At 61.8% G+C, this 20967-nt stretch carries 17 protein-coding genes; 9 read left to right on the forward strand and 8 right to left on the reverse strand.

The genetic code is table 11. The annotated features are described in order from the left end of the window. Positions 1 to 3: 3 nt before the first annotated feature. Positions 4 to 231, reverse strand: a complete 228-nt coding sequence (locus HY696_11655) for a ferrous iron transport protein A (GenBank protein ID MBI4239052.1) — start codon at positions 229 to 231, stop codon at positions 4 to 6. A gap of 195 nt (positions 232 to 426) precedes the next feature. Here HY696_11655 and HY696_11660 point away from each other — a divergent pair, with 195 nt between their 5' ends. The 4 genes from HY696_11660 (at position 427) to HY696_11675 (ending at position 3329) form a co-directional block, all read left to right on the forward strand. Continuing rightward, entirely contained in the window at positions 427 to 1041 is a 615-nt protein-coding gene (locus tag HY696_11660) for a superoxide dismutase (protein MBI4239053.1), read from the forward strand. 7 nt (positions 1042 to 1048) lie between these two features. Further along, on the forward strand, positions 1049 to 1756 hold the full coding sequence (locus tag HY696_11665) for a hypothetical protein (GenBank protein ID MBI4239054.1): 708 nt from the start codon (positions 1049 to 1051) through the stop codon (positions 1754 to 1756). A 12-nt stretch (positions 1757 to 1768) separates the two neighbouring features. Next, positions 1769 to 2020: a 4a-hydroxytetrahydrobiopterin dehydratase gene (locus HY696_11670; protein ID MBI4239055.1), complete on the forward strand. Its 252-nt coding sequence runs from the start codon at positions 1769 to 1771 to the stop codon at positions 2018 to 2020. Between the two features lie 67 nt (positions 2021 to 2087). Continuing rightward, positions 2088 to 3329 (forward strand): MFS transporter, encoded by a 1242-nt coding sequence (locus tag HY696_11675; protein MBI4239056.1) that lies wholly within the window; start codon positions 2088 to 2090, stop codon positions 3327 to 3329. A 15-nt stretch (positions 3330 to 3344) separates the two neighbouring features. Here the strand turns inward: HY696_11675 and HY696_11680 are convergent, their stop codons facing one another. Genes HY696_11680 through HY696_11700 form a run of 5 tightly spaced genes read right to left on the reverse strand, consistent with a single transcriptional unit; the run spans position 3345 to position 9467 of the window. Next, positions 3345 to 4373 carry a hypothetical protein gene (locus HY696_11680; protein MBI4239057.1) on the reverse strand — a complete coding sequence of 343 codons (1029 nt, stop codon included), beginning with the start codon at positions 4371 to 4373 and terminating at the stop codon, positions 3345 to 3347. A 2-nt stretch (positions 4374 to 4375) separates the two neighbouring features. Beyond that, on the reverse strand, positions 4376 to 4762 hold the full coding sequence (locus tag HY696_11685) for a PIN domain-containing protein (GenBank protein MBI4239058.1): 387 nt from the start codon (positions 4760 to 4762) through the stop codon (positions 4376 to 4378). Beyond that, positions 4759 to 5022 carry a ribbon-helix-helix protein, CopG family gene (locus HY696_11690; protein ID MBI4239059.1) on the reverse strand — a complete coding sequence of 88 codons (264 nt, stop codon included), beginning with the start codon at positions 5020 to 5022 and terminating at the stop codon, positions 4759 to 4761. Before HY696_11690 ends, HY696_11685 begins: the two co-directional genes overlap by 4 nt. 51 nt (positions 5023 to 5073) lie before the next feature. After that, positions 5074 to 8193 (reverse strand): efflux RND transporter permease subunit, encoded by a 3120-nt coding sequence (locus tag HY696_11695; GenBank protein MBI4239060.1) that lies wholly within the window; start codon positions 8191 to 8193, stop codon positions 5074 to 5076. Further along, positions 8190 to 9467 carry a TolC family protein gene (locus tag HY696_11700; GenBank protein ID MBI4239061.1) on the reverse strand — a complete coding sequence of 426 codons (1278 nt, stop codon included), beginning with the start codon at positions 9465 to 9467 and terminating at the stop codon, positions 8190 to 8192. Before HY696_11700 ends, HY696_11695 begins: the two co-directional genes overlap by 4 nt. A gap of 811 nt (positions 9468 to 10278) precedes the next feature. Here HY696_11700 and HY696_11705 point away from each other — a divergent pair. Both HY696_11705 and HY696_11710 read left to right on the forward strand, forming a co-directional pair. Then, positions 10279 to 10725 carry a hypothetical protein gene (locus HY696_11705; GenBank protein ID MBI4239062.1) on the forward strand — a complete coding sequence of 149 codons (447 nt, stop codon included), beginning with the start codon at positions 10279 to 10281 and terminating at the stop codon, positions 10723 to 10725. A gap of 50 nt (positions 10726 to 10775) precedes the next feature. Continuing rightward, positions 10776 to 13259, forward strand: coding sequence for a hypothetical protein (locus HY696_11710; GenBank protein MBI4239063.1), 2484 nt, complete (start codon positions 10776 to 10778; stop codon positions 13257 to 13259). Positions 13260 to 13307: 48 nt separating this feature from the next. On the opposite strand, the gene HY696_11715 is transcribed toward HY696_11710, so the two are convergent. Next, a complete protein-coding gene (locus HY696_11715) occupies positions 13308 to 14618 on the reverse strand; it encodes a hypothetical protein (GenBank protein ID MBI4239064.1) in 1311 nt (436 codons plus the stop codon). Positions 14619 to 14730: 112 nt separating this feature from the next. Between HY696_11715 and HY696_11720 the strand changes: the two genes are divergently transcribed. Continuing rightward, a complete protein-coding gene (locus HY696_11720; protein ID MBI4239065.1) occupies positions 14731 to 15408 on the forward strand; it encodes a hypothetical protein in 678 nt (225 codons plus the stop codon). A gap of 4 nt (positions 15409 to 15412) precedes the next feature. On the opposite strand, the gene HY696_11725 is transcribed toward HY696_11720, so the two are convergent. Beyond that, positions 15413 to 16567, reverse strand: a complete 1155-nt coding sequence (locus HY696_11725) for an MFS transporter (GenBank protein MBI4239066.1) — start codon at positions 16565 to 16567, stop codon at positions 15413 to 15415. A gap of 88 nt (positions 16568 to 16655) precedes the next feature. Between HY696_11725 and HY696_11730 the strand changes: the two genes are divergently transcribed. Continuing rightward, positions 16656 to 17609, forward strand: coding sequence for a hypothetical protein (locus HY696_11730; protein ID MBI4239067.1), 954 nt, complete (start codon positions 16656 to 16658; stop codon positions 17607 to 17609). A gap of 130 nt (positions 17610 to 17739) precedes the next feature. Then, positions 17740 to 20808: an Ig-like domain-containing protein gene (locus HY696_11735; protein ID MBI4239068.1), complete on the forward strand. Its 3069-nt coding sequence runs from the start codon at positions 17740 to 17742 to the stop codon at positions 20806 to 20808. The last annotated feature ends 159 nt before the right edge of the window (positions 20809 to 20967 follow it).

Genomic DNA, 20967 nt, shown 5'->3' on the forward strand with positions numbered 1-20967 from the left:
ACCTCAGCGGTGACACAGCACGGAGATTTGGGCGGCCTCGTCGCTGCGGACGCAGACGCGGCTTTCGCCGATCCGCAGCAACATCGGCGAACCGCTTTGCAGCACGTGGACCGATTCTCCGGAGGCGAGCCCAAGTTCTGCCAAGCGCGAGCCGCAGCGGGAATCGCCGTCTTGCGAGAGGACAATGCCCTCGTCGCCGCTAGATAATGCTGTTAATGGTAGAGCTGTCATTTTTATGTTAGATATACCTAACTCACTGGCGATATATAAAATCCTCTCTGAAACTGTCAAGCGGGATAGAGAGGATTCGAATATTTCCTTGCCTCAGAACTGGCTCCCGTTTATCAAGCCACCCAATCGATGGACATGACGGTGGTCATGCGATCGATCCGCCTCCGTATTCAACAAACCAAGAAGGAGAGACCTATGGCCTACCAACTACCCAATCTTCCCTATGACTTCGGGGCATTGGAGCCTCACCTCGATGCGAAGACCATGGAAATTCATCATGGGAAGCATCATGCGACGTACGTGGCCAAACTGAATGCCGCGCTCGAAAAATTTCCGGCGCTGCAACAAAAGTCGGTGGAGCAACTGCTCCGCGAATTCGAAACGGCCCCAACCGAGGTCAAGACCGCGGTCCGCAACCACGGTGGCGGGCACGCAAACCATAGCCTCTTTTGGCAGATCATGAGTCAGAATGGCGGCGGCACGCCGACCGGGCAATTGGCCGGGGCCCTGCAGACCACGTTTGGAGACGTGTCCGCGTTTCAGGCGAAATTCACCGAAGCCGCCACGAACGTGTTCGGTAGCGGATGGGCGTGGCTGGTGGTCACGCCCAACAAGACGCTCGAACTTTGTATTCGCCCCAATCAGGACAGTCCACTGATGGAACAAAAAACGCCGATCCTCGGGCTCGATGTTTGGGAACACGCGTACTATTTGAAATACCAAAATCGCCGGCCGGACTATGTGACGGCGTGGTGGAATACGGTGAATTGGACGAAGGTCGGGGAATTGTACGACGCGTGCGTAAAATAGGTAAGATATGGCCATTCTCACTTGCCAAGCGCGGGTCGAAGCGATGCGGCAGCTCACGGCCGATGTGCGGGAGTTGACGTTTCGTTTGCAAGAACCGTCCACGTTGCCTTTTACGGCGGGGCAGTACATCGGGTTTCGAGTCCCGGCGGCGGGGAAAGACAAGCCGGTCTCGAGACTCTATTCAATCAACTCCGCGCCGTGCGAGGCCGGCCTCGTGCAATTACTCTACAATTACGTCGGCGGACCGGGGACCGAGTTCTTACAAGGACTCACCGTCGGCAGCGCCGTCGCCTTCAAAGGGCCGTATGGCGCGTTTACATTGAAAGAAGCTTCGACGCGTGACGTGCTATTTGTTGGTACCGGAACCGGATTGGCGCCGTTCCGTTCGATGTTGCGGGAATATCTGCCGCGTGGGTTGCAACGCCGTGTCACGTTGTTGTGGGGCGTCCGGCACGAAGCGGACGTCTATTACCAAGAAGAATTCGCCGCGTTGGAACAGACCTATCCGAACTTCCGTTTTCTACTGACGCTGTCGCGCGCGGCCGATGGGTGGCAGGGATTACGGGGGCGTGTCACGCAGATCTTTCCTGAATTTTTTTCCAACGTCGAGAATCTTGAAGTCTACTGTTGCGGCAGCGATGCGATGATCCACGACATCACGGCGTTGTGTAAGGCGCGTGGGGAATGTCCCGTGTATCGGGAAAAATATTTTTAATGGAGGTCTCCGATGCCGTGTGCAATCCCCGGTTGGACGGAACGCGAAAAAGCATTAGTGCGCGAATATCAATTCAACGACTTCGCCGCCGCGCTGGCGTTTGTGAATCGAGTCGGCGCGCTCGCGGAAGCGGCGAATCATCATCCGGATATTTTTCTCTACAGTTGGAATAAAGTCCGACTGACCCTCTCCACCCATTCCGCCGGCGGTCTCACAAACAACGACTACGCAATGGCGGGAAAAATGAATCAGCTCGGTTCATAGTGGCGGCGCAGCGCTAACGATCTCTGCCGTTGCAGTGTGTGGCGGACTTCGCTACAGGCAGTGACGGATGCCGTTTCGTTATCGGAATTTTCGTTTGTTCTTCCTCGCCCGCTTCGCTTTTCTGTGCGCGCATCATTGTCTGATCGTCGTGCTGGGGCAGGCCGTTTACGAGCTGACGCACGATCCATTGCAGCTCGGCTTGATCGGATTGGCCATATTTCTGCCGCGCTTCGGTTTCGCGATCGTCGGCGGGCATGTGGCGGATCGGTATCATCGGCAGACGATTATTGCCTGCTGTCGCGCGGCGCAAATCGCCGTCGGGGTCGGCATTGCGCTGGCCGGTTGGTACGGCTTTCAGCCGCTTTGGGTGCTGTATGCGTTGCTCTTTATCGGAGGAACTGCAACGGCGTTCGACGGTCCGGCCAGTCAAGCGTTGTTGCCGAGTTTAATTGCGGAGCACGAGCTCCACACGGCCGTGGCGTGGAGTGCGACCGCAATGCAGGCCGCGATGGTGTTAGGTCCGGTGCTGGGCGGGCTGCTCTATAGCGTTCATGGAGACGCGCATGTGGCACTGGTCGTCGTCGTCGCGTTGCGCGTGGTCTCGGCGGTTTGTACGGCCGTGATGCGCGTGGCGCCGACGCCGATCGACCGCACCGCGTTTTCGTGGGAACGGTTGTTGGCCGGTCTGCGGTATGTCTTTACGGAGCGGGTTTTATTGGCCGTCATTTCGCTGGATCTCTTCGCCGTCCTCTTTGGTGGTGCGGTGGCGTTGTTGCCGATCTACGCCAACGACATTTTGCACGTCGGGGCGCGAGGACTGGGTTGGCTGCGCGCGGCGCCGGCGGTCGGCGCGTTAGGCGTGGCCGTCTGGCTGGCCGGTCGTGCGCATTTTCGCCATCCGGGCGTGGTGATGCTCTGGTGCGTGGCACTATTCGGGTTGGCGACGCTCGTGTTCGGTGGTTCGCGAAACTTCGCGCTCTCGTTGGCCGCGTTGACCGTGCTCGGCGGCGCCGACATGGTGAGCGTCGTCGTGCGCGGCGTGTTGGTGCAAGTGCGCACGCCGCCCGCGATGCGCGGACGCGTCAGCGCCGTCAATCTGGTCTTCATCGGGGCGTCGAATGAACTCGGCGAATTTGAGTCGGGGCTGACCGCGAAGTGGTTCGGCACCGTTCCGGCCGTGTTGCTCGGCGCGAGCGCGACGTTGGCGATTGCCGCCCTGTGGGCGCGTTGGTTTCCGGAACTGCGTGCGTTGCGCGGCGATGATGTGCCGCGCCATGACGCGGTGGAGTCAGCGGAGCGGTCGGTGTAAATGCGAGAGACCGATCTACTCCGCCGCGCGGGACCACGTACTTCCAGGCCACGTGATGATGGATGGGCTGGAAACGCTGGTCGCGCTGCTGAAGTTCGAAGAGATGCTGTTGTCCAGGACCGTGGTGAATGCGCTGCTGCTGAGCGTGGTGGTGCCGTCGCTGCTGACGGCGCGGCGAATGATTTCGCGGCCGCCGGAGTTCGTCGTGACATAGATCCACACCTCGTTGCTCACTTCGATCCCGCTCGGGACGCCGCCCATGAGGCTGCTGATGGCGCGCGGCGTGGTGCCGTCGGGGCTGGCAAACGTGCTGCTGAGCGCCGTGCCGGTGAAGACATAGGTGCTTTGGCCTGACGAGACATAGAGCAGATACGTGCCGTCGGTCCGTGCGACGATATCCGGGTCACTGAATGTTCCGCTGCTTAAGCTCAGCTCGGAGCGATTGCCGCTTTGCTGGGTGAACGTCGTGAGCGTGCTGTTGGTCGCAGTGGCCGAATGGATCTCTTTGGTACACGGATAACTGGTACACGATGCCGGATCGGCACCCGTCACGCCTGGAAGGTAAAAGAGTTGCAGCTCGGTCCCCGATTGGATCAGTGATGGATCGACGAAGCCGCCGGAATCGGTTCCGCTGATCGTGGCGGTCCCTTCCTCCACCACAGTAAAGCACGCATTCAGCTTCGCCCAGGACTTCGTCGTGCTGCCGGCGTGGAAGAGGTAGAGGAAGTCGTTGTAGAAGATAATGTCGGGCACGCTCCCCGCCAGCCCGGTGAAATTAGAGATCAGCGACCACGTCGTGCCGTCGTTGGAGCCGGCCATGTAGATCGTGTGATTGCTCGGGTCGCTGCACTCGCTGCTGCAGGCATGGAAGGCCATTAAGTACGTGTAGCTCGTGAGCGTGCTGGGATCGCACGTCGTGTTGGTGCCGCCACTGCTCGAAGTCGCGGTGAGCGTGATCGTGCTACCGCAGGCGGTGAACGCGATCAGCGCGAGCCCAATTGCACCACGCAGCAGGTGCCGGTGTCCATTGCGTCGGTGGCGCATGGTTACCTCAACAGCCGATGACGTTGCAGGTCGGTCATCGGATAGTGTTTCCAGTTAAACGTGCATAAGGCATAGTTATGTTCGGCGGCCGCCGCGGCGATGAGTGCGTCGGCAACGTCCATACCATGGGATTTGGCGTACCGCCGCAGATAGAGTCCGGCGCGGCGGCCGATGGCTTGGGTGATTTCCAGGCACTCAAATGTTGAGAGCGTTAAGCGAACGCGCTCTTCCTCGCTCGGTCGCATGCCATGCACAATTTCAGCCTCGGAGATCGCCGTGTAAACGAGCAAGACGCGAGATTCGACCAACGTCCGTAGCGCGCGATGCACGGCCACATTGCCCCGTAGGTGTTCGATCAGGACGTCCGAGTCACAAAGGATCGGGGTCATGGGAGTTTCAATCGCGTTGCCCGATGCCCTTTGCGCAGCGAGCGCACGTAAGCGGCAGTCGGGGCAAGATCCTTTCGTTGGGCCCACACGCCAAACGAGGCCTGTAGCGCCTCCACTGGATCGACGTGTGTCTTGGTCGTGCCATAGACCTGTGTCACGGCTTGGCGCACCAATTCGGAGATGGTGGTTTGTTGATGTCGGCTCAGGCTGCTCAACAGTCGGAGGGAGTCTTCATCCATGTAGAGCTGAGTCCGTTTCACGATGTATAACATACATCACTAATGACCGACCGTCAAGGCCCGGCGTGTGGGTCATCTGACCGGCAGATCGGCCTCTGCCTCGCGCAGCGCTTGATCGTGGCGGTGGCTTTCGAAACGGGCGAGCAGGCTGTACGCGCAGGGGACGACGAACAACGTCAGCACGGTGGAAAACAAGACGCCGCCGATCACGACCAACGCCATCGGCGTGCGGGCCTCGGCGCCGGGGCCGAAACCGAGCGCGGGCGGGATCGCGGCGGCGATCGTGGAACACGAGGTCATTAGAATGGGGCGTAAGCGGATGGGGCACGCTTCCAGCAATGCGTCGTGCGGCGCCATCCCGCGTTGGCGGCGTTCGTTTGTGAAATCGACTAGCAGGATCGCGTTCTTTTTGACGATCCCCATCAGCAAGATAATCCCGATCATGCTGTAGAGATTGAGCGAGCGGCCGGCCAGCAGCAAGGCGACGAACGCGCCGGTCACGCTGAACGGGAGCGAGAGCAACACGGTAAACGGATGGATGAAACTGTTGAACTGCGAGGCGAGCACCATATACGCGACGAAGACGCCGAGCACGAGCGCCACCATTAAGCTCTGAAACGATTCGTGGAACGTCTGTGCGCTGCCGGACCAGACCAAACGGTAACCTTCTGGCAACGTCTCTGTTGCGAGCTGTGCGACGGCGGCCAAGACTTCGCTCTGGCCGTGCCCGGGCGCGACGTTCGCAAAGACGCTAATCGCGCGCTCGCGATTGCGTCGTGAGATGCTGCGCAGTGTGGAGCGTTCTTCCAATCGCACTACGTCGGCGAGCGGGATGAGTTCGCCGCGATTATTGCGGACGAGGATTTTTCTGATGTCTTGCGGGTCTTGACGATCATTCTCGCCGAGTCGCAAGCGGATGTCGTAGCGGCGGCCGCGCTGGGTGAACTTGCCGACTCGCACGCCGCCGATCATCGCGTTGATCGTGTTGCCGATCGTGGCCATGCTGACGCCGCGCGCCGCGGCTTGATAGCGGTCCGGGACGACATGCACTTCCGGCATCCCGAGCAAATAATCGCTGTCGACATCGGTCATGAGCTCCGTCGTGCGCATCCGTGTCATCAATTGTTGACTGACGGTGGCGAGCTGTTCCCATTCGGGACCGCGCACGGTGAATTCGACTGGAAAGCCGCGTTGCGCGCCGAAGCCGGAGAGGGAGAGATCTTGAATAATGAGATGGCTGATGCCGGGCGTTCCTTGCAAGTCCTTGCGGATGATCGGCATCAGGGCTTGTTGCGAGAGTGGGGCCTTGGCTGGCGGGACGATCGGGCGCTCGCGGGGCGGCTTGAGCGTGACAAAGAGCATTGCGGTGCTGACTTCGCCGCCGCCGAAGCCGCCGATCGCGGCGTAATAATATTGCACTTCCGGGCGGTGCATCAGATACGCCTCGACCTGTTTCGTCACGGCGTCGGTGACTTGCAACGACGAGCCGATCGGGGTTTGCACCATCACGAGGAAGCGCGACTGGTCTTGCGGCGGCACGAATTCTTTTTTCAGCAGTGTGGCCAGTTGTAACGATCCGACGAACAGCAGCAGGCAACCGAGGATCACTTTCCAGCGATGGCGCAGCGCCGCGCGTAGCCCCCGGCCATAGGCGCGCGCCAAGCGTTGCATGGTCCGTTCGATGGTGCGGCCGACGCGGGTGGTGTGTTGTGCGCTGACATATTGTGAACAGCGCATCGGCGTGAGCGTGAGCGCTTCGAGCAGCGAGAGCAGGACCGCGACCGACATCGTGACGCCGAATTGGTAGAAGAACGCGCCGATCATCCCTTTCATGAAGACGACCGGGAGGAAGATCGCGAGGATCGCGATCGAGGCTGCCACCGCCGCGAACGTGATCTCGCGTGCGCCGACCAGTGCCGCACGGACGCGGCTCATCCCTTGTTCTTGGTAACGGACAATATTTTCCAACACCATGATCGCGTCGTCGACGACGATGCCGACGGCGAGCGTGAGGCCGAGCAACGTGAACGTGTTGAGCGTGAAGCCGCTGAAATAGAGAATCAGGAACGAGCCGACGATCGCGGTCGGGATCGCCAGCAGGATATTCAGCGTCGAGGTCCAGGAGCCGAGAAAAAACCAGCAAACGAGCGCGGTCATGAACACCGACAGGAGCAACGTGAAATTCAGTTCGCGCGTGGCCTCTTCAATGAAGCGGCTGCTGTCGAAGACGACGCGGAATTCCAGCCCGGCGGGGAGTGACGACTGGAGCGTCGCTACACGGGCCTTGACGGCGCGGGCTACGTCCACGGCGTTGGCGCCGCGTTGTTTCTTGATTCCGAGACCGATCGCCGGTTTGCCGAGGTGGCGCGAAATGCGGCGCACGTCGTTCAGGCCGTCTTCCACGCGGCCGACGTCGCCGATCGTGAGGCGGCGCCAGATCGGCGCGCCGCTCCGTTGCGGAATGATGATCCGCTGAAATTCTTCCGGCGTGGCGGCCTCGCCCAACACGCGGACGTTCAACTCGCGTTCGCCGGTGTCGATCAGTCCGGAGGGGACTTCGGTGTGCTCGGTTTGCACGGCTTGGATCACGTCTTGCGCGGTCAATTGCTGAGCATGCAATCGGTCGGCGTCGAGCCAAATGCGCAAGCTCGGCGCGACATAGCCGCCGAGGAAGACCTCGCCGACGCCGGGGACCGTGCTGAATTGGTCCTGCAGCGTGTCGTGCGTGTAATCCATCAACTCCTTCAGCGGGCGTTCGCCGGAGAGGGCCAACCACATGATCGGGTGATCCTCCGGATTGGTCTTCATGATGGTCGGCGGATCGGCCTCGCGCGGGAGTTCGCGCTGGGCTTGGAACAATTTATTTTGGACCTCTTGCACCGCGACGTCGATGTCGCGGCCCAATTCGAATTCGACCGAGACCGATGCGGAGCCGTGTCGTGAGACGGACGAGATTTCTTTGACGCCCGCGATCGTCATGACCGCGTCTTCGATCACGTCGGCCACTTCCGTTTCCATTACCTCGGGCGCAGCCCCTTCCAAGGTGACGACGACGGTGACCATCGGGAAATCTACATCGGGGAGTTGGCTGATCCCGAGCCGCGTGAAGCCGATGCCGCCGAAGACAATCAGGCCGAGCATCAGCATCCAGGCGAACACGGGACGGCGGATGGAGAGGTCGGAGATGGTCATGGGGAGGGCGTCTCTCCGGCAGCGACGTCGAGGAGGAGGCGCGCCACTTTGGTTTGAAAATGGGCGGCGTTGGCGGCGAGGCGTTGGGTCTGCCAATCGCGCAGCGCTTGTAACACGTCGAGGTTGGTGACGAGGCCTAAGTGATATTCGCCGGCCTGGGCCCAGTAATTGGCGCCGGCCTTCGCGGCCGCGCGATGCAGCGCGTGTTCGCGATGGCGTGCGGTGCGGAGCGCGTCGTGTTGTTGACGGACTTCCAGTTGCGCGCGACGTTGCACTTCTTGATGCGCGAGTTTCGATTGCAGCCATTTGGCCGTGGCCTCGCGCACTTTCCCGCGCGTGGTGCCGCCTTGGAAGATCGGGACGTTCAGCGCCACGGTCGCGTCCCATTTGATGTCGCTCAAATAGCCGGCGCGGTACGGATAGTAATTGGCTTGGAGTTCGGCGGTTGGGAGATAGCCGCCGCGTTCGTAGGCGACTTGGCCTTTGGCGCGGCGCGCGGCCTCCGCTTGGGCGTCGACGTCGGACCGACCGGCCGCGGTCGCGAGCAGCGGCGCTAACGGCGGCAGGCCGCTGGATCGCGGCGTGCGGTCGTGCAAGCGTTCGGTGACGACATGGCCGGTCAGAAAGCCGAGCAGATCGCGCGCGTCACGCACGCGGCCGCGCGCGCCTTCCAACTCGGCGTCGCTGCCGGCCAGTTGTGCCTCGGCGCCGAAGCGTTCGCTCTCGCGGGAGCGCCCGAGGTCGATCCGTTCCTGGATCTCCGCCACGCGCCGCGCGAATGTGTCACGCAATTCGCGGTGGATCGCGACTTCGGCCTCCGCCTCCAATACCGCGTAATATGCGCGCGCCACGTCGGCGTATAGCAATTGCTCCGCACGGTGCCGCAGCAGCCGGTTTTGGCGGGCCTCCGTGCCCGCGTTGCGCAACGCGACGAACTCGCGGAGCCCCTGAAACAGCGGTTGGCGCAAGGTGAGTGCGACTTCGGGACGACTCCGGCGGGTGAACGTACTGCCGATGCTGCTCGGATCGCCGCCGCCCGCCGTGTCTTGCACCGTTTCGGCGACGCGTCCGCTCAGTTGCGGCAACGCGGTGCCGAGTGCTTGGCGGTACCGCGCCGCCGCAACATTGATGTCCTCATCTTTCATCGCCAATTGCTCGCTCTGTTGCACGGCACGCTGAAACGCCTCGGCGAGCGAGAGGCCGGACTCGGGACGCGCCCAACTGATGAGCGGGCAACAGAAGAGGAGGCAGAGGCAGCAGAGGCGATGCAACATGCCGCAGACCTTTACGGTCGGCGCGGCTAATGTGCAAGTGGTCGGTTGGAAAACGGTGGCCAGGGCGTGTTGGCAACATCGATTGTCGTGCCCATTCCCCGGGAGGGACGCGAGGGGGGCCTGCGGGCCGCTCGCCTCGCGTTACGGCGCTCGGCTCACTGAGACCTCGCTCGGTCGCGCTTCAACCCCATAGATCTCCCTCGCTCAGACTCGCCCGCAGGCCCCCCTCGCGCCCCTCCCGGGACCGCGTTCCAAGCCGGACGTGGATAGGGCGTGCTTGAAAAACTGCCGAACGGCTACGGGTGGACGGCCCGGCCCCCGGAATAAACACGGATCCTGGCAGCATGGAATGCGCTGTAGATCCCGCACTGCTTCATCGATTTTGCAAACGCGCCCTAGTGACCGGTGGCTGGTGACTGGAAAAGAGGTGGCTGGGCAAGCGGATGCACATGGTTCGCCCCCCAGCCACGAGTCACCAGTCACCAGCCACCATTTTATAAGTCGGATAATGCGATGACTCCCCCATTTCAGACGCACGGTAGTGCACGCAGACGCGCTGGGCGAGGCGGGGTCGGCCTCCGACTCGTCCGCTGCATCCAAAAAAAATAATGATTTCAATAGGCGATTCGCCGCGCCCTAGGATGTCGCGATAATGTTGAGGAAAATCAAGGGCGGGCTGAATGGCGATCGAGCTGACGGGTCACCCTCTGCCTCTGAACGCCACCGTAACCCACGCAACTTTTTCTGCGACGTGCCGATAATCAATCGTGATTGTCGACGCACATCAACCGACCCACCCAAGGAGGTCCCCATGCCCCCCGTCGATTTGAAAGCTATCTGTCTGGCGCTGGATCCGCGTCAGCGATCCGTCGCCCAATGCAAGGAGGTGCTCCAAACCGATTTCTCCCTGTCACTGGCGCGGCTGGAGTGTCCGGCGGGTAACGATTATGTGGCGCGCCAAGTTGAATATTTGCGGGGAGAGGCGGTGGCAAGGAGTCGCAGTGGTCTGCTCAAGGATGCGATCGTCAACCGCTGGAAGCAGATCGGGCTCCTCCGCGCGGCAACGGCGGCAGAGATCCGTAGTGCAAAACCAGGTCAATGCAGCGTGCGACCGAGTAGTACGGACGAGGACTATCGTTTACCCAAGGATGCCATGCAGCGCCAGCCGACATCCCCCGATCCATCCTCGCCCGACTCGTCGGCAGAGGGTGTGAATTTTTTTGTCGGTACCGCTTTGAAGTTGCACTTCGGCAAGTGAGCTGCTAGCCGTTGCTCCGCAGTGAGCGTCTCTCTGTGGGGGGAGTGGCTATGCGCACCGAGTTCACTGCGAATTCGCCGGTCGGTCAGGTGTGGCAGGCGATCCGCCAGGATTGTACGGCCCGAGGAAAAGCGGAGGAGGTGTGTGCGGCAGAGCTGCACACCGGATTTGTCGACAACGTCACACTGCTTCCCCTGCGAACCTATCTTCCCGACACCCTGACCGCAGGCGAGGTCTTAGAGCACGCTTACCGTTTCGATCGGTATTGGCCGCTACTGGTCAAACACGGATTTCCCGTCCCCTTCGCCGTCGATGACTACGATCCCGTCACCACGGACGATGGGTTGGTGCGCGAATCACTTCAAGCTGCGGCCGCACAAGCCACAGCGGCGGTCATGAGCCAGGGGTTGGCACCGGAGACGGACGCCTACCTCCACGCGGTCGCCACCACGCTCTACGACTGGGGCGTGCAGCACCTCGATTTCCCGAACGATTGCCCGGAAGAGGCCGATGCCGTTGCGGCCTGGCAGCGGCACTGTGGCGCCTGTTCGGAGACGAGCTATCTGATGTATCGCCTTTTTCAGTACGCTGGCCTTTCCCCGGTCTTTGCCCACATCGCGTCGCCGTCGCCCACCTTAGACGCGTATCAATTCCTGGAGCGATTGCCGGCCCGGCTGCTGTGGGCGGAGCATGTCTTCGTGGGGGTGATGGATCAGCGTGGACAACTGCTCCAAGTCGACGTGGCCTTGCACCGCTTCGATGCGCAGTACGCAGGGGTTCACATCTTGACCCCACGACAGACGGTCGCTGCAGCGTGGTATGGAAATCGGCTCACGGGACTGGACCAGAGCGGCGCGGGCGATGTTGCGGCGGAGGTCAGTTTGCTCCACGGCCTGTTTGCCGTGGCCCCCCGTTCCTTCCTGGCGTGGCAACGAACCTGTGACGGGGACGCAGCCGTGACCGCCCGCATGGGGGAGGCGTGTCAAAAAAATCCCCCGCACCTCATGAATTATCCGATCACCAGTCCGTGGGTCGTGGGTTCGACCCTGCTGCGGGCCGCGCTAAACGGTCAGGAAGCTATTTTTTTCGAAATGGACCGCGAGTTGTCCCCCGCCGTACGCGCCTTGGGTGCAGTGGATCTGGACGCCGGAGCGGGACTGGCGTTTCGCTTGGCCGTCAATGCGCTCCGGGTGGCGACCGTGATGGCTCAGGAGTGGCCGATACGCCAAGCGAGGCCCGATTGGCCTTTCACGACAGCTATCGTCTCCGACCTGAGGCGCAAAGCGGTCATGCTGCTGCGCGAAAGTTTGGGGTGGCAGCCGGGACGGGTGCCGGCGTACGTGACGTTGCAGCGCATCGCCGCGCAGGACCGGAGCTTGCTCGCGGAGGTGCGCGCGGCGTGCGAGCACGTGGCGGAGACCTGGCCAACCCATGCCGTCGCGCACTTCAATGCGGCCCTGATGCGGCTGGGCGAGGTTGCGTCCCGGCCACGGGCCGAAGTGGCGGACGACTTGGCGCGGATTCAGCAACATGTGGAAGCCCTGACAGTATTGGCACCGCGCCATCCGTGGACCCGGCTATTACAAGCGCAATGGCATGCGTATCGGGGCGAGATTGAAATCGCAGTGGCGCACCTGCGCGAAGGGGAAAAGGGGGTCGGGAACGATCCCCGGTTCCTGACGGAGGCCGGCTTTCTGTATTTGCTGGCGCATCGGTCGGGCGATGCGGAACGAAGTTGGACTGCGTTACTGGAGCGCGACCCGCTGTACGGGGCGCAGGCGTTGCAGGCCGCACTCTCGATCCTCACCATGGACCTCACGGGGGCGGATCGTGTCGCCTCGGTCTCGGAGGGCCAGGTGCCGCAGGACACCCGTGGGTATTGGGTTGGCCTGCGATTGGCGGCGCGACTGGGTCAGCGCGATGCCGAGGCGGGCGCGCGGCAGGCGATCCGGTTTGGACTTATGGCGCTGCTCGAGGGAGATACGGCAGCGTGGCAGTTCGCGCGTCCCCTCTTGCCGCCGGAATGGCCGGCGAGTGTCGGCAAGACGTTGGGCAGTGAGTTGGAGGCCTATGGACGGATGTTGTTGTCCGCGCCGGAACCGCATGTGATGACGCAACTGACGCCGGCACGGGCTGACGCTGTCCTAAGCGAGCTGCTCCGGCTCCTGGTGCCCCAACCCAACTTTGGAGATCCGGAGCTCGGGACACGAGGACTCATGGTGTTGTGTCTCGGTCTGGCCAAACAGCATCTCTGGGCCAAACAATATCCGCTTGCGGCCAAGCGAGTGGCGCAAGCGCGTGAATATGATTACGTCGTGGCGGAGCGCCTGTATGCGGACGTGGCACGTCCCTTTCTCGAGACCGGCGACTACGAACGATTTTTCCGTGCCATCCAGATGGGCTCACCGACTGTCTGGGAACCGCTGCTGCGCAAGCGGCTGATGACGGATCTGGAGTCCCTCCTGGCCCAGCCGCACCTCAAAGCGGCGGTTCGCCGGACCGCAAAGGCCCTTCTGCAATCGGTGGCTGAGTGACACGCCACTTTGGTACGTCCCCGAACCGCCCTCTGCAATGGAATGCGCTCAAAACACTCCCGGAATAAAGCGCCAACGGACCTTTTGCATATACGCGCGGTAGTCGGGGAATTGGCGCAGGTGGCGCTCTTCGGTGAGCGCGCGGCCGAGATAGAGCAGGTTCCAGCCGAACAGGCGCAGACAATCGCCCAAGCTAAACAGGAACGGGATCGTGATCAGCCACCACGAGAGATTCTTCGCGACATATGCGGGATGGCGAATGATGGCGTAGGGGCCGCTGCTTAGGATGCCGCGATGGGTGAGGTTGGAGAAGCGGAAGCCAAACGCGATCGTCGCGTGGACGTAAATCCACATGCAACCGAGAATCAACACGGCGAACAGCGCGTAGAGAATTGGCGTGGCGGCGAGCGTCTGTCCCCAGAAATGATTGCCGCTGTTGTAGGCTAAATACGAGTCGCTGATGCGCGCGAACGGCGGATAGCAGAGCAACGCGACCAACCATCCGGCGATCGTCGGCTCGGCGGAGCGCAGATGCGAGTCGAGCAAGCGCCAGGTGCAGACGTAGCCGACGAGTGCCAGCGAGACGTCGAGAAACATGATCCCTTCGTACGCGGCCGTGTAGAGACGATTCATTTGCGGGACGCTGAAGCCGTGCCAGAGATTCGGTTGGAACAAGCCGCCCAAATTACGGTCGAACGAGGCGGCGTTGTTGACCCAAAAGACGGTCATCAGTGGAATGAAGTAGAATTTGACCAGATAGCCGCGCAGCACGCGGGCGAATCCGGGCGCAGGCGCTTGGCGACGCCACAGCGCTTGGGCGCCGCGCGCGATGATCAGCAAGTCGTCGTCTTCGTTGCGCCAGCGGCCGCGCCGTTCGCAGAGTAGCAGATACGGGAATGCGCCGAGCAGCAGCAGCGCTGTGGCGACGGTGAAGAGTTCAAAGAACGGCCGATAGTAACTCTTGGCATATTCGACGAGGAACGGGAGACCGATGTGCAAATGATATTCGCGGAGCGCGGCGTACGTTCCCCAGGCCAACATGAGGCAGCCAGTCATCGTGATCCAACGGAGCCAGACGCGTCGCCACGCCGCGGCGTCGAGTGCGCGCGAGACTGACCAATCGAAATGGCGACGATGGACTTTCACTACCAAGAATTCGTAGGTCGCCATCGCGGCGACGGCGATAAAGAGTAAGACGATGAAACGCGGATGGGGTGGGCCGGAAGGGAGGACCTGCAGGCGCGTGCCGACGTGGAGCCCGATCATCCCCAGCAATAATACGCCGGCGCCGATCAGTCCGGTCCAGATCGATTGTGCGCCTAACACGAAATCCGGAGCCGCATTGTCAGTCTGTGCCACGATGCCCCCAATGGGGAGCGCTCATACCTGATTCGCTGCGCCCCCGCAATGGCTGAGCATGATCAGATGGCACAACCTTGACAGAGGGTGCCGATCGTGGTCGCTAGCGGGCATGACAATGCGAATTCCAGTGGTGACCGGAGTGATGCGTCGTTGCGGCAACGTCGCAACGCGGATGCGAATGCGTGGGCGGGCGCCAAACGCGGCGAGCGTGGTCGCGGAGGCGCGCGCGATACGGCTACGAAGGGCGGGTGATTTGGTCGCGGCCGAAACGTGGTTTCGCCGGGCGGCGTGGCAGCGGGAGTTTCGGTCGGCCGATCAGCGCCGGTTGTGTAACGAGGCCGCGCGTTGTGCAGTCGCATTGGCCGAAACAGCGCGAGACCCGGTAACGCAGATGGAATGGTGGGAGGCGGCGGCGCGGAATGTGGCGGATCGACAGCTGGAGGCCGCAGTCTGGTGCCGTCTGGCGGCCGCGAAAGGTGAAGTCGCACGACAATTGCTCGCCGCGCGTGACAATCCGCGCGCGTTGCGGCAGTTAGTGAAAGGCGGTTGTCCTTCGTGGCTGTTCGGGATGTTTCTGAAATTGTTGAGCCAGGGGGCGGTGACTGCCGCCGAGCATGCAGCGCAAGCCCGCGCGGAACTGGCAGTGCAGGGTCTGCAGGATGCATTTGTTCCGTTGCCGGTCTCTCCTGATGCCGATCTGGCCGCGTTAGCCGCCGAATGTGCTGCAGTGTCGCGGCACATTGCTTTGGACGTCGAGCGCACTGAACAGCTTGCCGCCGTTGCATAACCACTCACGACCGTTTCAACCACCGTACCGTCACCGTTAACACCGCCGCGCTGACGACGGCCAACACGAAGAACGTCGTCGGGAATCCTCGATGGTCGACCAGCCAGCCCACGCCGAGCGCGGCGGGGATGAAGATTCCGTTCTGTAGGAAATCTTGAATCGACAGCACGGTCGCGCGCCGTTCGGACGCGACCAGCCGATTCACGGCCGCGCTGACGGTCGGCAACAGCAGACCCCATGCGGCGTAGATCAGGGCCAGGATCACAATCGCCCCCGTCGTACGACCGATGGCGAGGCCGAGGCAAATCGCGATGCATCCGAGCCCGAGTTGCAGGAAAAAATGATGTCCGAGCAGATGCGATCCCCACCGATTCGCCGCTAACGTGCCGCCCATCGCTAACATGTTGCAGCCTAAGAAGACCCAGCCGAAGGCCGAAAGCGGGACGCCGAGCGTGCGCAAATACGGTTGGCTCAACGTGGTGGTGACGATCAAGACGAGCGAGAAAAACCAGCCATAATAGCCGATCAGCGCGCGCAGTGCGGGCACGCCGACGCGGATTTCGCGCCATCCGGCGAGCAGCGTGCGCAGTCGCAACGCGACGGTCGTGGACGGGGGTTCGGGGATCGTCAGCGCAGTGAGCGCGGCGGCGAGAAACAGCATGGCCGTGCCGTAAAACGGTCCTTGTGGAAACGCGATGTAGAGCGGCGCGCCGACCACGGCGCCGACGCTCATCGCGGCGAACTCAAAAAACTTTGCGTTGGCATAGCGCCTTTGGTAATCAGCCGTCGCGTTTCGTTCCTTTAAATGGTCGTACAGCAAGGCCTCAGTCGCGCCGGTCTTGAACGCATAGCCGACGCCCAGCAGACATTCGCCGAGGGCGTACCACGCGAATGCGTGGGCCGGAACCAGGCAGAGGGCGCCGAGGACTTGCAGCCCGCTGCCCGCAAAGAGCGCCCATTTGCGGCCGAAGCGGTCGGCAAAGAGTCCGGTCGGGAGTTCCGCGAGCAGCGCGCTGCCGATGTACAGCGAGATGAGCAGCATGACATCGGTCTGGGTCAGTCCTTGGCGCAGCAGCCAGACGACGAAGATCGGCAAGTACAAGTAGCAGCGGGAACAAAAGGCGAAGACGTAAAAACGTGTGAAAAAGGTCGTGTACATGAGGATTCGTTGCCCATTCTACCTGATTTTTCTCGGCTGTATACTTTCTCTCGGCGTTTCCACGGCCGTGGCGAAACATCGTAGGCCTATGCGGACGATCAGCGCGTCGCCCACGCCGGCGGTGCTGTTCGATCGCGGGGCCAAAAAAAAGCCGCGCGCGTTTGAATCCGTCGACCGCTGTGTCGAAACGCCGTGCATCGTGACGCAGCATGGCGCGTGGCAATTCGCCCCGTCCGTTGTGGACGCCTACCGCGTGGAAATGAGCTATTTCCATGAAGGGAGTCAGCGGCCGATCGGTCTGTTTCAACAGAGCACGACGTTGGAACAAAAAGTCGCGGAGCGATTGCTCAATCGGCATCCGAATCGGAAGATCGTCAACTTGATGCAGTTGGTGGAACGCGGGACCGCGCCGACGATCTTCATGTACGGCGTGTTGCTGCAATACGAGATCCGCGACGGCGATCCGGTCATTGTGCGCCTGACCCGCTTTGCCGACCCGACCGACGTGCGCGAATATTATTTCCGCTATCACAAGACCGGGCCGGTCCCGGATATCGATATTTCGCTACTCTACCCGATCGGTTTTTTTCACCCCAACCCGAACGATGCCATTCAAGGTGCGACGACGGGCGCCGCGTTTTCCTTTTCGATCGGTTCCCATATGGACCCGGAGCGGCACTATGGATGGTTTCGGAAGTCGTTGCGCGCCGTGCGGTTGAATCTCTTTACCGGGCTGGTGACGCGCAAAGAACTGAAGGCGATGGGCGGCGATCTCGTCGTGAGCGATTCCGTCGACGGCTTCGGCGGGATCGGTCTGACCGTCTTCGATTTCCTGAATCTCGGCTATGGGATCAATTTCGTCCGCACGCCGCACAGTACGTTCCCGTTCGTGGGCATTGAAGTGAAACACGTCTTCGAATTCATCCGCTCGCTGAAACAAGATACGCACACCAAGTGGGAGAAGTATCTGCGCGAAGAACGCGAGCAGCGAGGTAGTCCGCAAACAGGTCTCCAGCTGGGTAGAACTTCTCGCTCAAAATGAGGCGAACGGGTGGCCGGGAACCCACGGTGCATGGGGCCGTGCGCGGCATCTGCGCGGTCGGGCGATGTTTTTTTTTCGCTGCTGTGTGGTGTGGCGATTGCACCGATTCGTCGTTGTGTCCTCTCATCCCATGCGATCTGTAGGGGTTGGTGTCACTGCGCTCTGCTTGGCGGTGTGGCTCTCGGTCGGGTGCGGGGCGGCTGGCGTGCCCTCCGGGACCGGCACCACGCCGATTCCGATTGAACTCCCGAGCGTCGTGCAGCTACCTGAGAGTTTAGCGATCAGTGTCGCTCCGGTGCAAGGGGCCGCCGATGTTTCCGTCCCGTTGGGCAAGACGGTGGTCGTTCCCGGCGAGACGCCGCTGCAACAAAGCGTCTATCCGACCGATAACGGGAACACGCGACTCGACGCAATCTTGGCCGTCCTGGCCAACGTCTCGGCCAATAGCGATGCGACCGTGACGAGCGCGAGCGGCACGACCGACGATGGCAGTGCCTGGGTCGCGGATTTTTCCGCCGCGGAATTTCCGACCGTGGATTTCGACACGGCCGGATTTCCCACGCTCGATTGTAGTGCAACCTGTTCGGGGCATACCGCGAGTTATCCCGTCTGCATGCGGATTTGGGTCGGGGGCAAGCGTGCGGCGTTTTTTAAGATCTTGAGCGCGGTCGATGCTGCCGGTGGGGCCGGTTGTTTCTACACCGTCTCCGACGTCACGGCGAGCGCCGCGTCGAGCGCAGCACTCTTTACCGGGACGGAGTCCTACGTTCTGGCGGGCCGTTGGGACTTCCGCGACACGGCGAGTCGCTGGCTAGAGTTGGTGTCGTCGACTACAGCGGCCGACGCGGAAGGCGTGCGGATCGACAGCCATCACGCGGTGTTGAACGCCGCCACGGCGACCGACGCCACGGTCACGACGTTGGCCCGCTTGCGGGGGCAGATCACGGTCGGTGAATCGCCGTTGGACATTGAAGCGGTGCATCGCTGGACCGACACACTGAGTCAATCGAGTTATACGTTGACCAACGACACGACCACGACCGACGCGGGCTGTTTCGATTTGGAGACGGGTGAGGAGGTTTTTACCGATGTGGCCGGATGCGAATCGCTGACGATCACGGAAGAGCGCGCGCCTGAAGAGGCGACGCCGCCGCCGTTGGAAGAGACGGTGATGGTGGCGACGCTCGACGAGTCGAGTAGTAGTTCGTCCGGCAGCAGCTCCAGTGGTGGCGATGGCGGCAGTTCGTCAAGTAGCTCCAGCGGTGGGAGCAGCAGCGGAGACGCGAGCAGTTCTTCCAGTTCGTCCAGCGGTGGGAGTAGTTCGGGTGGTGGCGCCACACTCCCGACCGTGGCGTTCACTGCGACGAGTGCAAGTGGTGCCGAGTCCACCGGATCCGTGTCGGTGCAAGTCACGCTGTCCGCCGCGAGTGCCGATGCTGTGACCGTGGCGTATGCTGTCACCGGCGGGACGGCCACCGGGAGCGGCACCGACTTTACGTTAGCGAGCGGAACGGCCACGATCAGTGCCGGCAGCACTACGACCACGCTTGCGCTGGCGATCGTCGACGACGCGCAGGTTGAGAGCTCCGAGACGGTGATCGTGACCCTCTCCAATCCGGCAAACGCCACGCTCGGGACCAACACGAGCCACACGTATACGATCACGGATAACGACACGCCGCCGGGTGTGTCGTCGTCCACGCCTGCAGCGGGTGCCACCGAGGTGAGTATCAGCAGTGCGGTCGAGGTCACGTTCGACCGGGCCATGAATGCCGCGACGCTGACCACGAGTACGTTCACGCTGACCACGGGCGGCACGCCGGTGGCGGCCTCCGTGAGCGCCGCCGGCACGACGGCCACGCTGACGCCGACGAGTTCGCTTGCCTACAACACCACGCACGAAGCGACGCTCACGACCGGCGTGCAAGACAGTGTCGGCAATGCGCTGAGCACGCCAACTTCGTGGAGCTTCACGACTCGCCCCGCCCCGGGAAGCCTCGATACGAGTTTCAATAGCACCGGGAGCGTCGAGACGGACGTCGTCGGGACCACGAATCAGAACTTCGCGTACGACATGGCCCGCCAGTCGGATGGGAAATTGGTCGTGGTCGGATCGACCGGGAATGCGATGGTGCTGCGCTATACCAGCGCCGGGGTGCTCGACACGACCTTCGATTCGGATGGCGTCGTGCTGGCCAGTGCGGAGAGCGGGATGGGCCGTTGGAATGCCGTTGCGATCCAATCGGATGGGAAGATCGTCGTGGCCGGCACGACCTCTGACAACGCCGACATGATCATTGCGCGCTACACCACGACCGGCTCACTCGATACGGACTTCAGCGCCGACGGGAGCGTGACCGTGAATATCAACGACCCGACGGGTGCCACGGAATATACATACGATGCCTTGATCGATGCCAGCGGACGGATTGTCGTGGCGGGTGGCGCCGGCACGCAGACCGCGCTGGTTCGGCTCACCAGCAGCGGCGCGCTCGACACCACGTTCGGCGGCGACGGGATCGTCGTCACGAGCACCTTCGGCGGTGACGACAGCGCGCAGGCGATTGCGTTGCCCGCCAGTGGCGCCGGATTATGGGCCGCCGGCCGCTACTATGACGGTTCAGAATATAACGTCTATTTGATGTTCCTCAACAACGAGGGCGACATCGACGTGGTGTTTAATACCGACGGTGTGGCCACGTATGACGTACAAGCAGGGAGTGCGCTGAATGATATGGTGTCGAGCATGGTCGTGCAGTCGGATGGCGATATCTTGATTGCAGGCTCGGTGGCCACGACCACGGACGAACTGTTTGTGCTGAGAGTGGATGGTGCCAGTAACGGCGCACTCGACACCGCGTTCAGCGGCGATGGGATCTTCACGACGACGATCGGGACGCATACCACGGCGAATGCCAACGACCTCGTGGTGCAATCCGATGGGAGCATGTTTGTGGTCGGGAACGCCTGGACCAATGTTGCCGAATTCTACTATGTCGTGGCGCAAATCAGTAATGTCGGCGTGCTGAATACCAACTTCGACAGTGACGGGATCTTGACCATTGCCACTGGCGGGACTGGCACGACGGGCGAATTCGACGCCGCCGTATTGCAGTCCGATGGTAAATTGGTAACGGCCGGATATGCTGACTTTTCCTCCGGTTCAAACAATGTCGTCGTCTATCGCCTCTGGCCGTAACCTGAGACCTGCCCAGGCCGGGTATAACTGCTCACTCAAAATGAGGTCAACGGGTGACCGCCAACCCACGGAGCATGGCGCGGCGCGTGGCATCTGTGCGTTCGGGCGACGTTTTTTTTTCGCTGCGGCGTGGTGTGACGATTGCATCGATTCATCGCT

This window comes from Deltaproteobacteria bacterium, from assembly GCA_016210045.1.
Taxonomy (GTDB): Bacteria; UBA10199; UBA10199.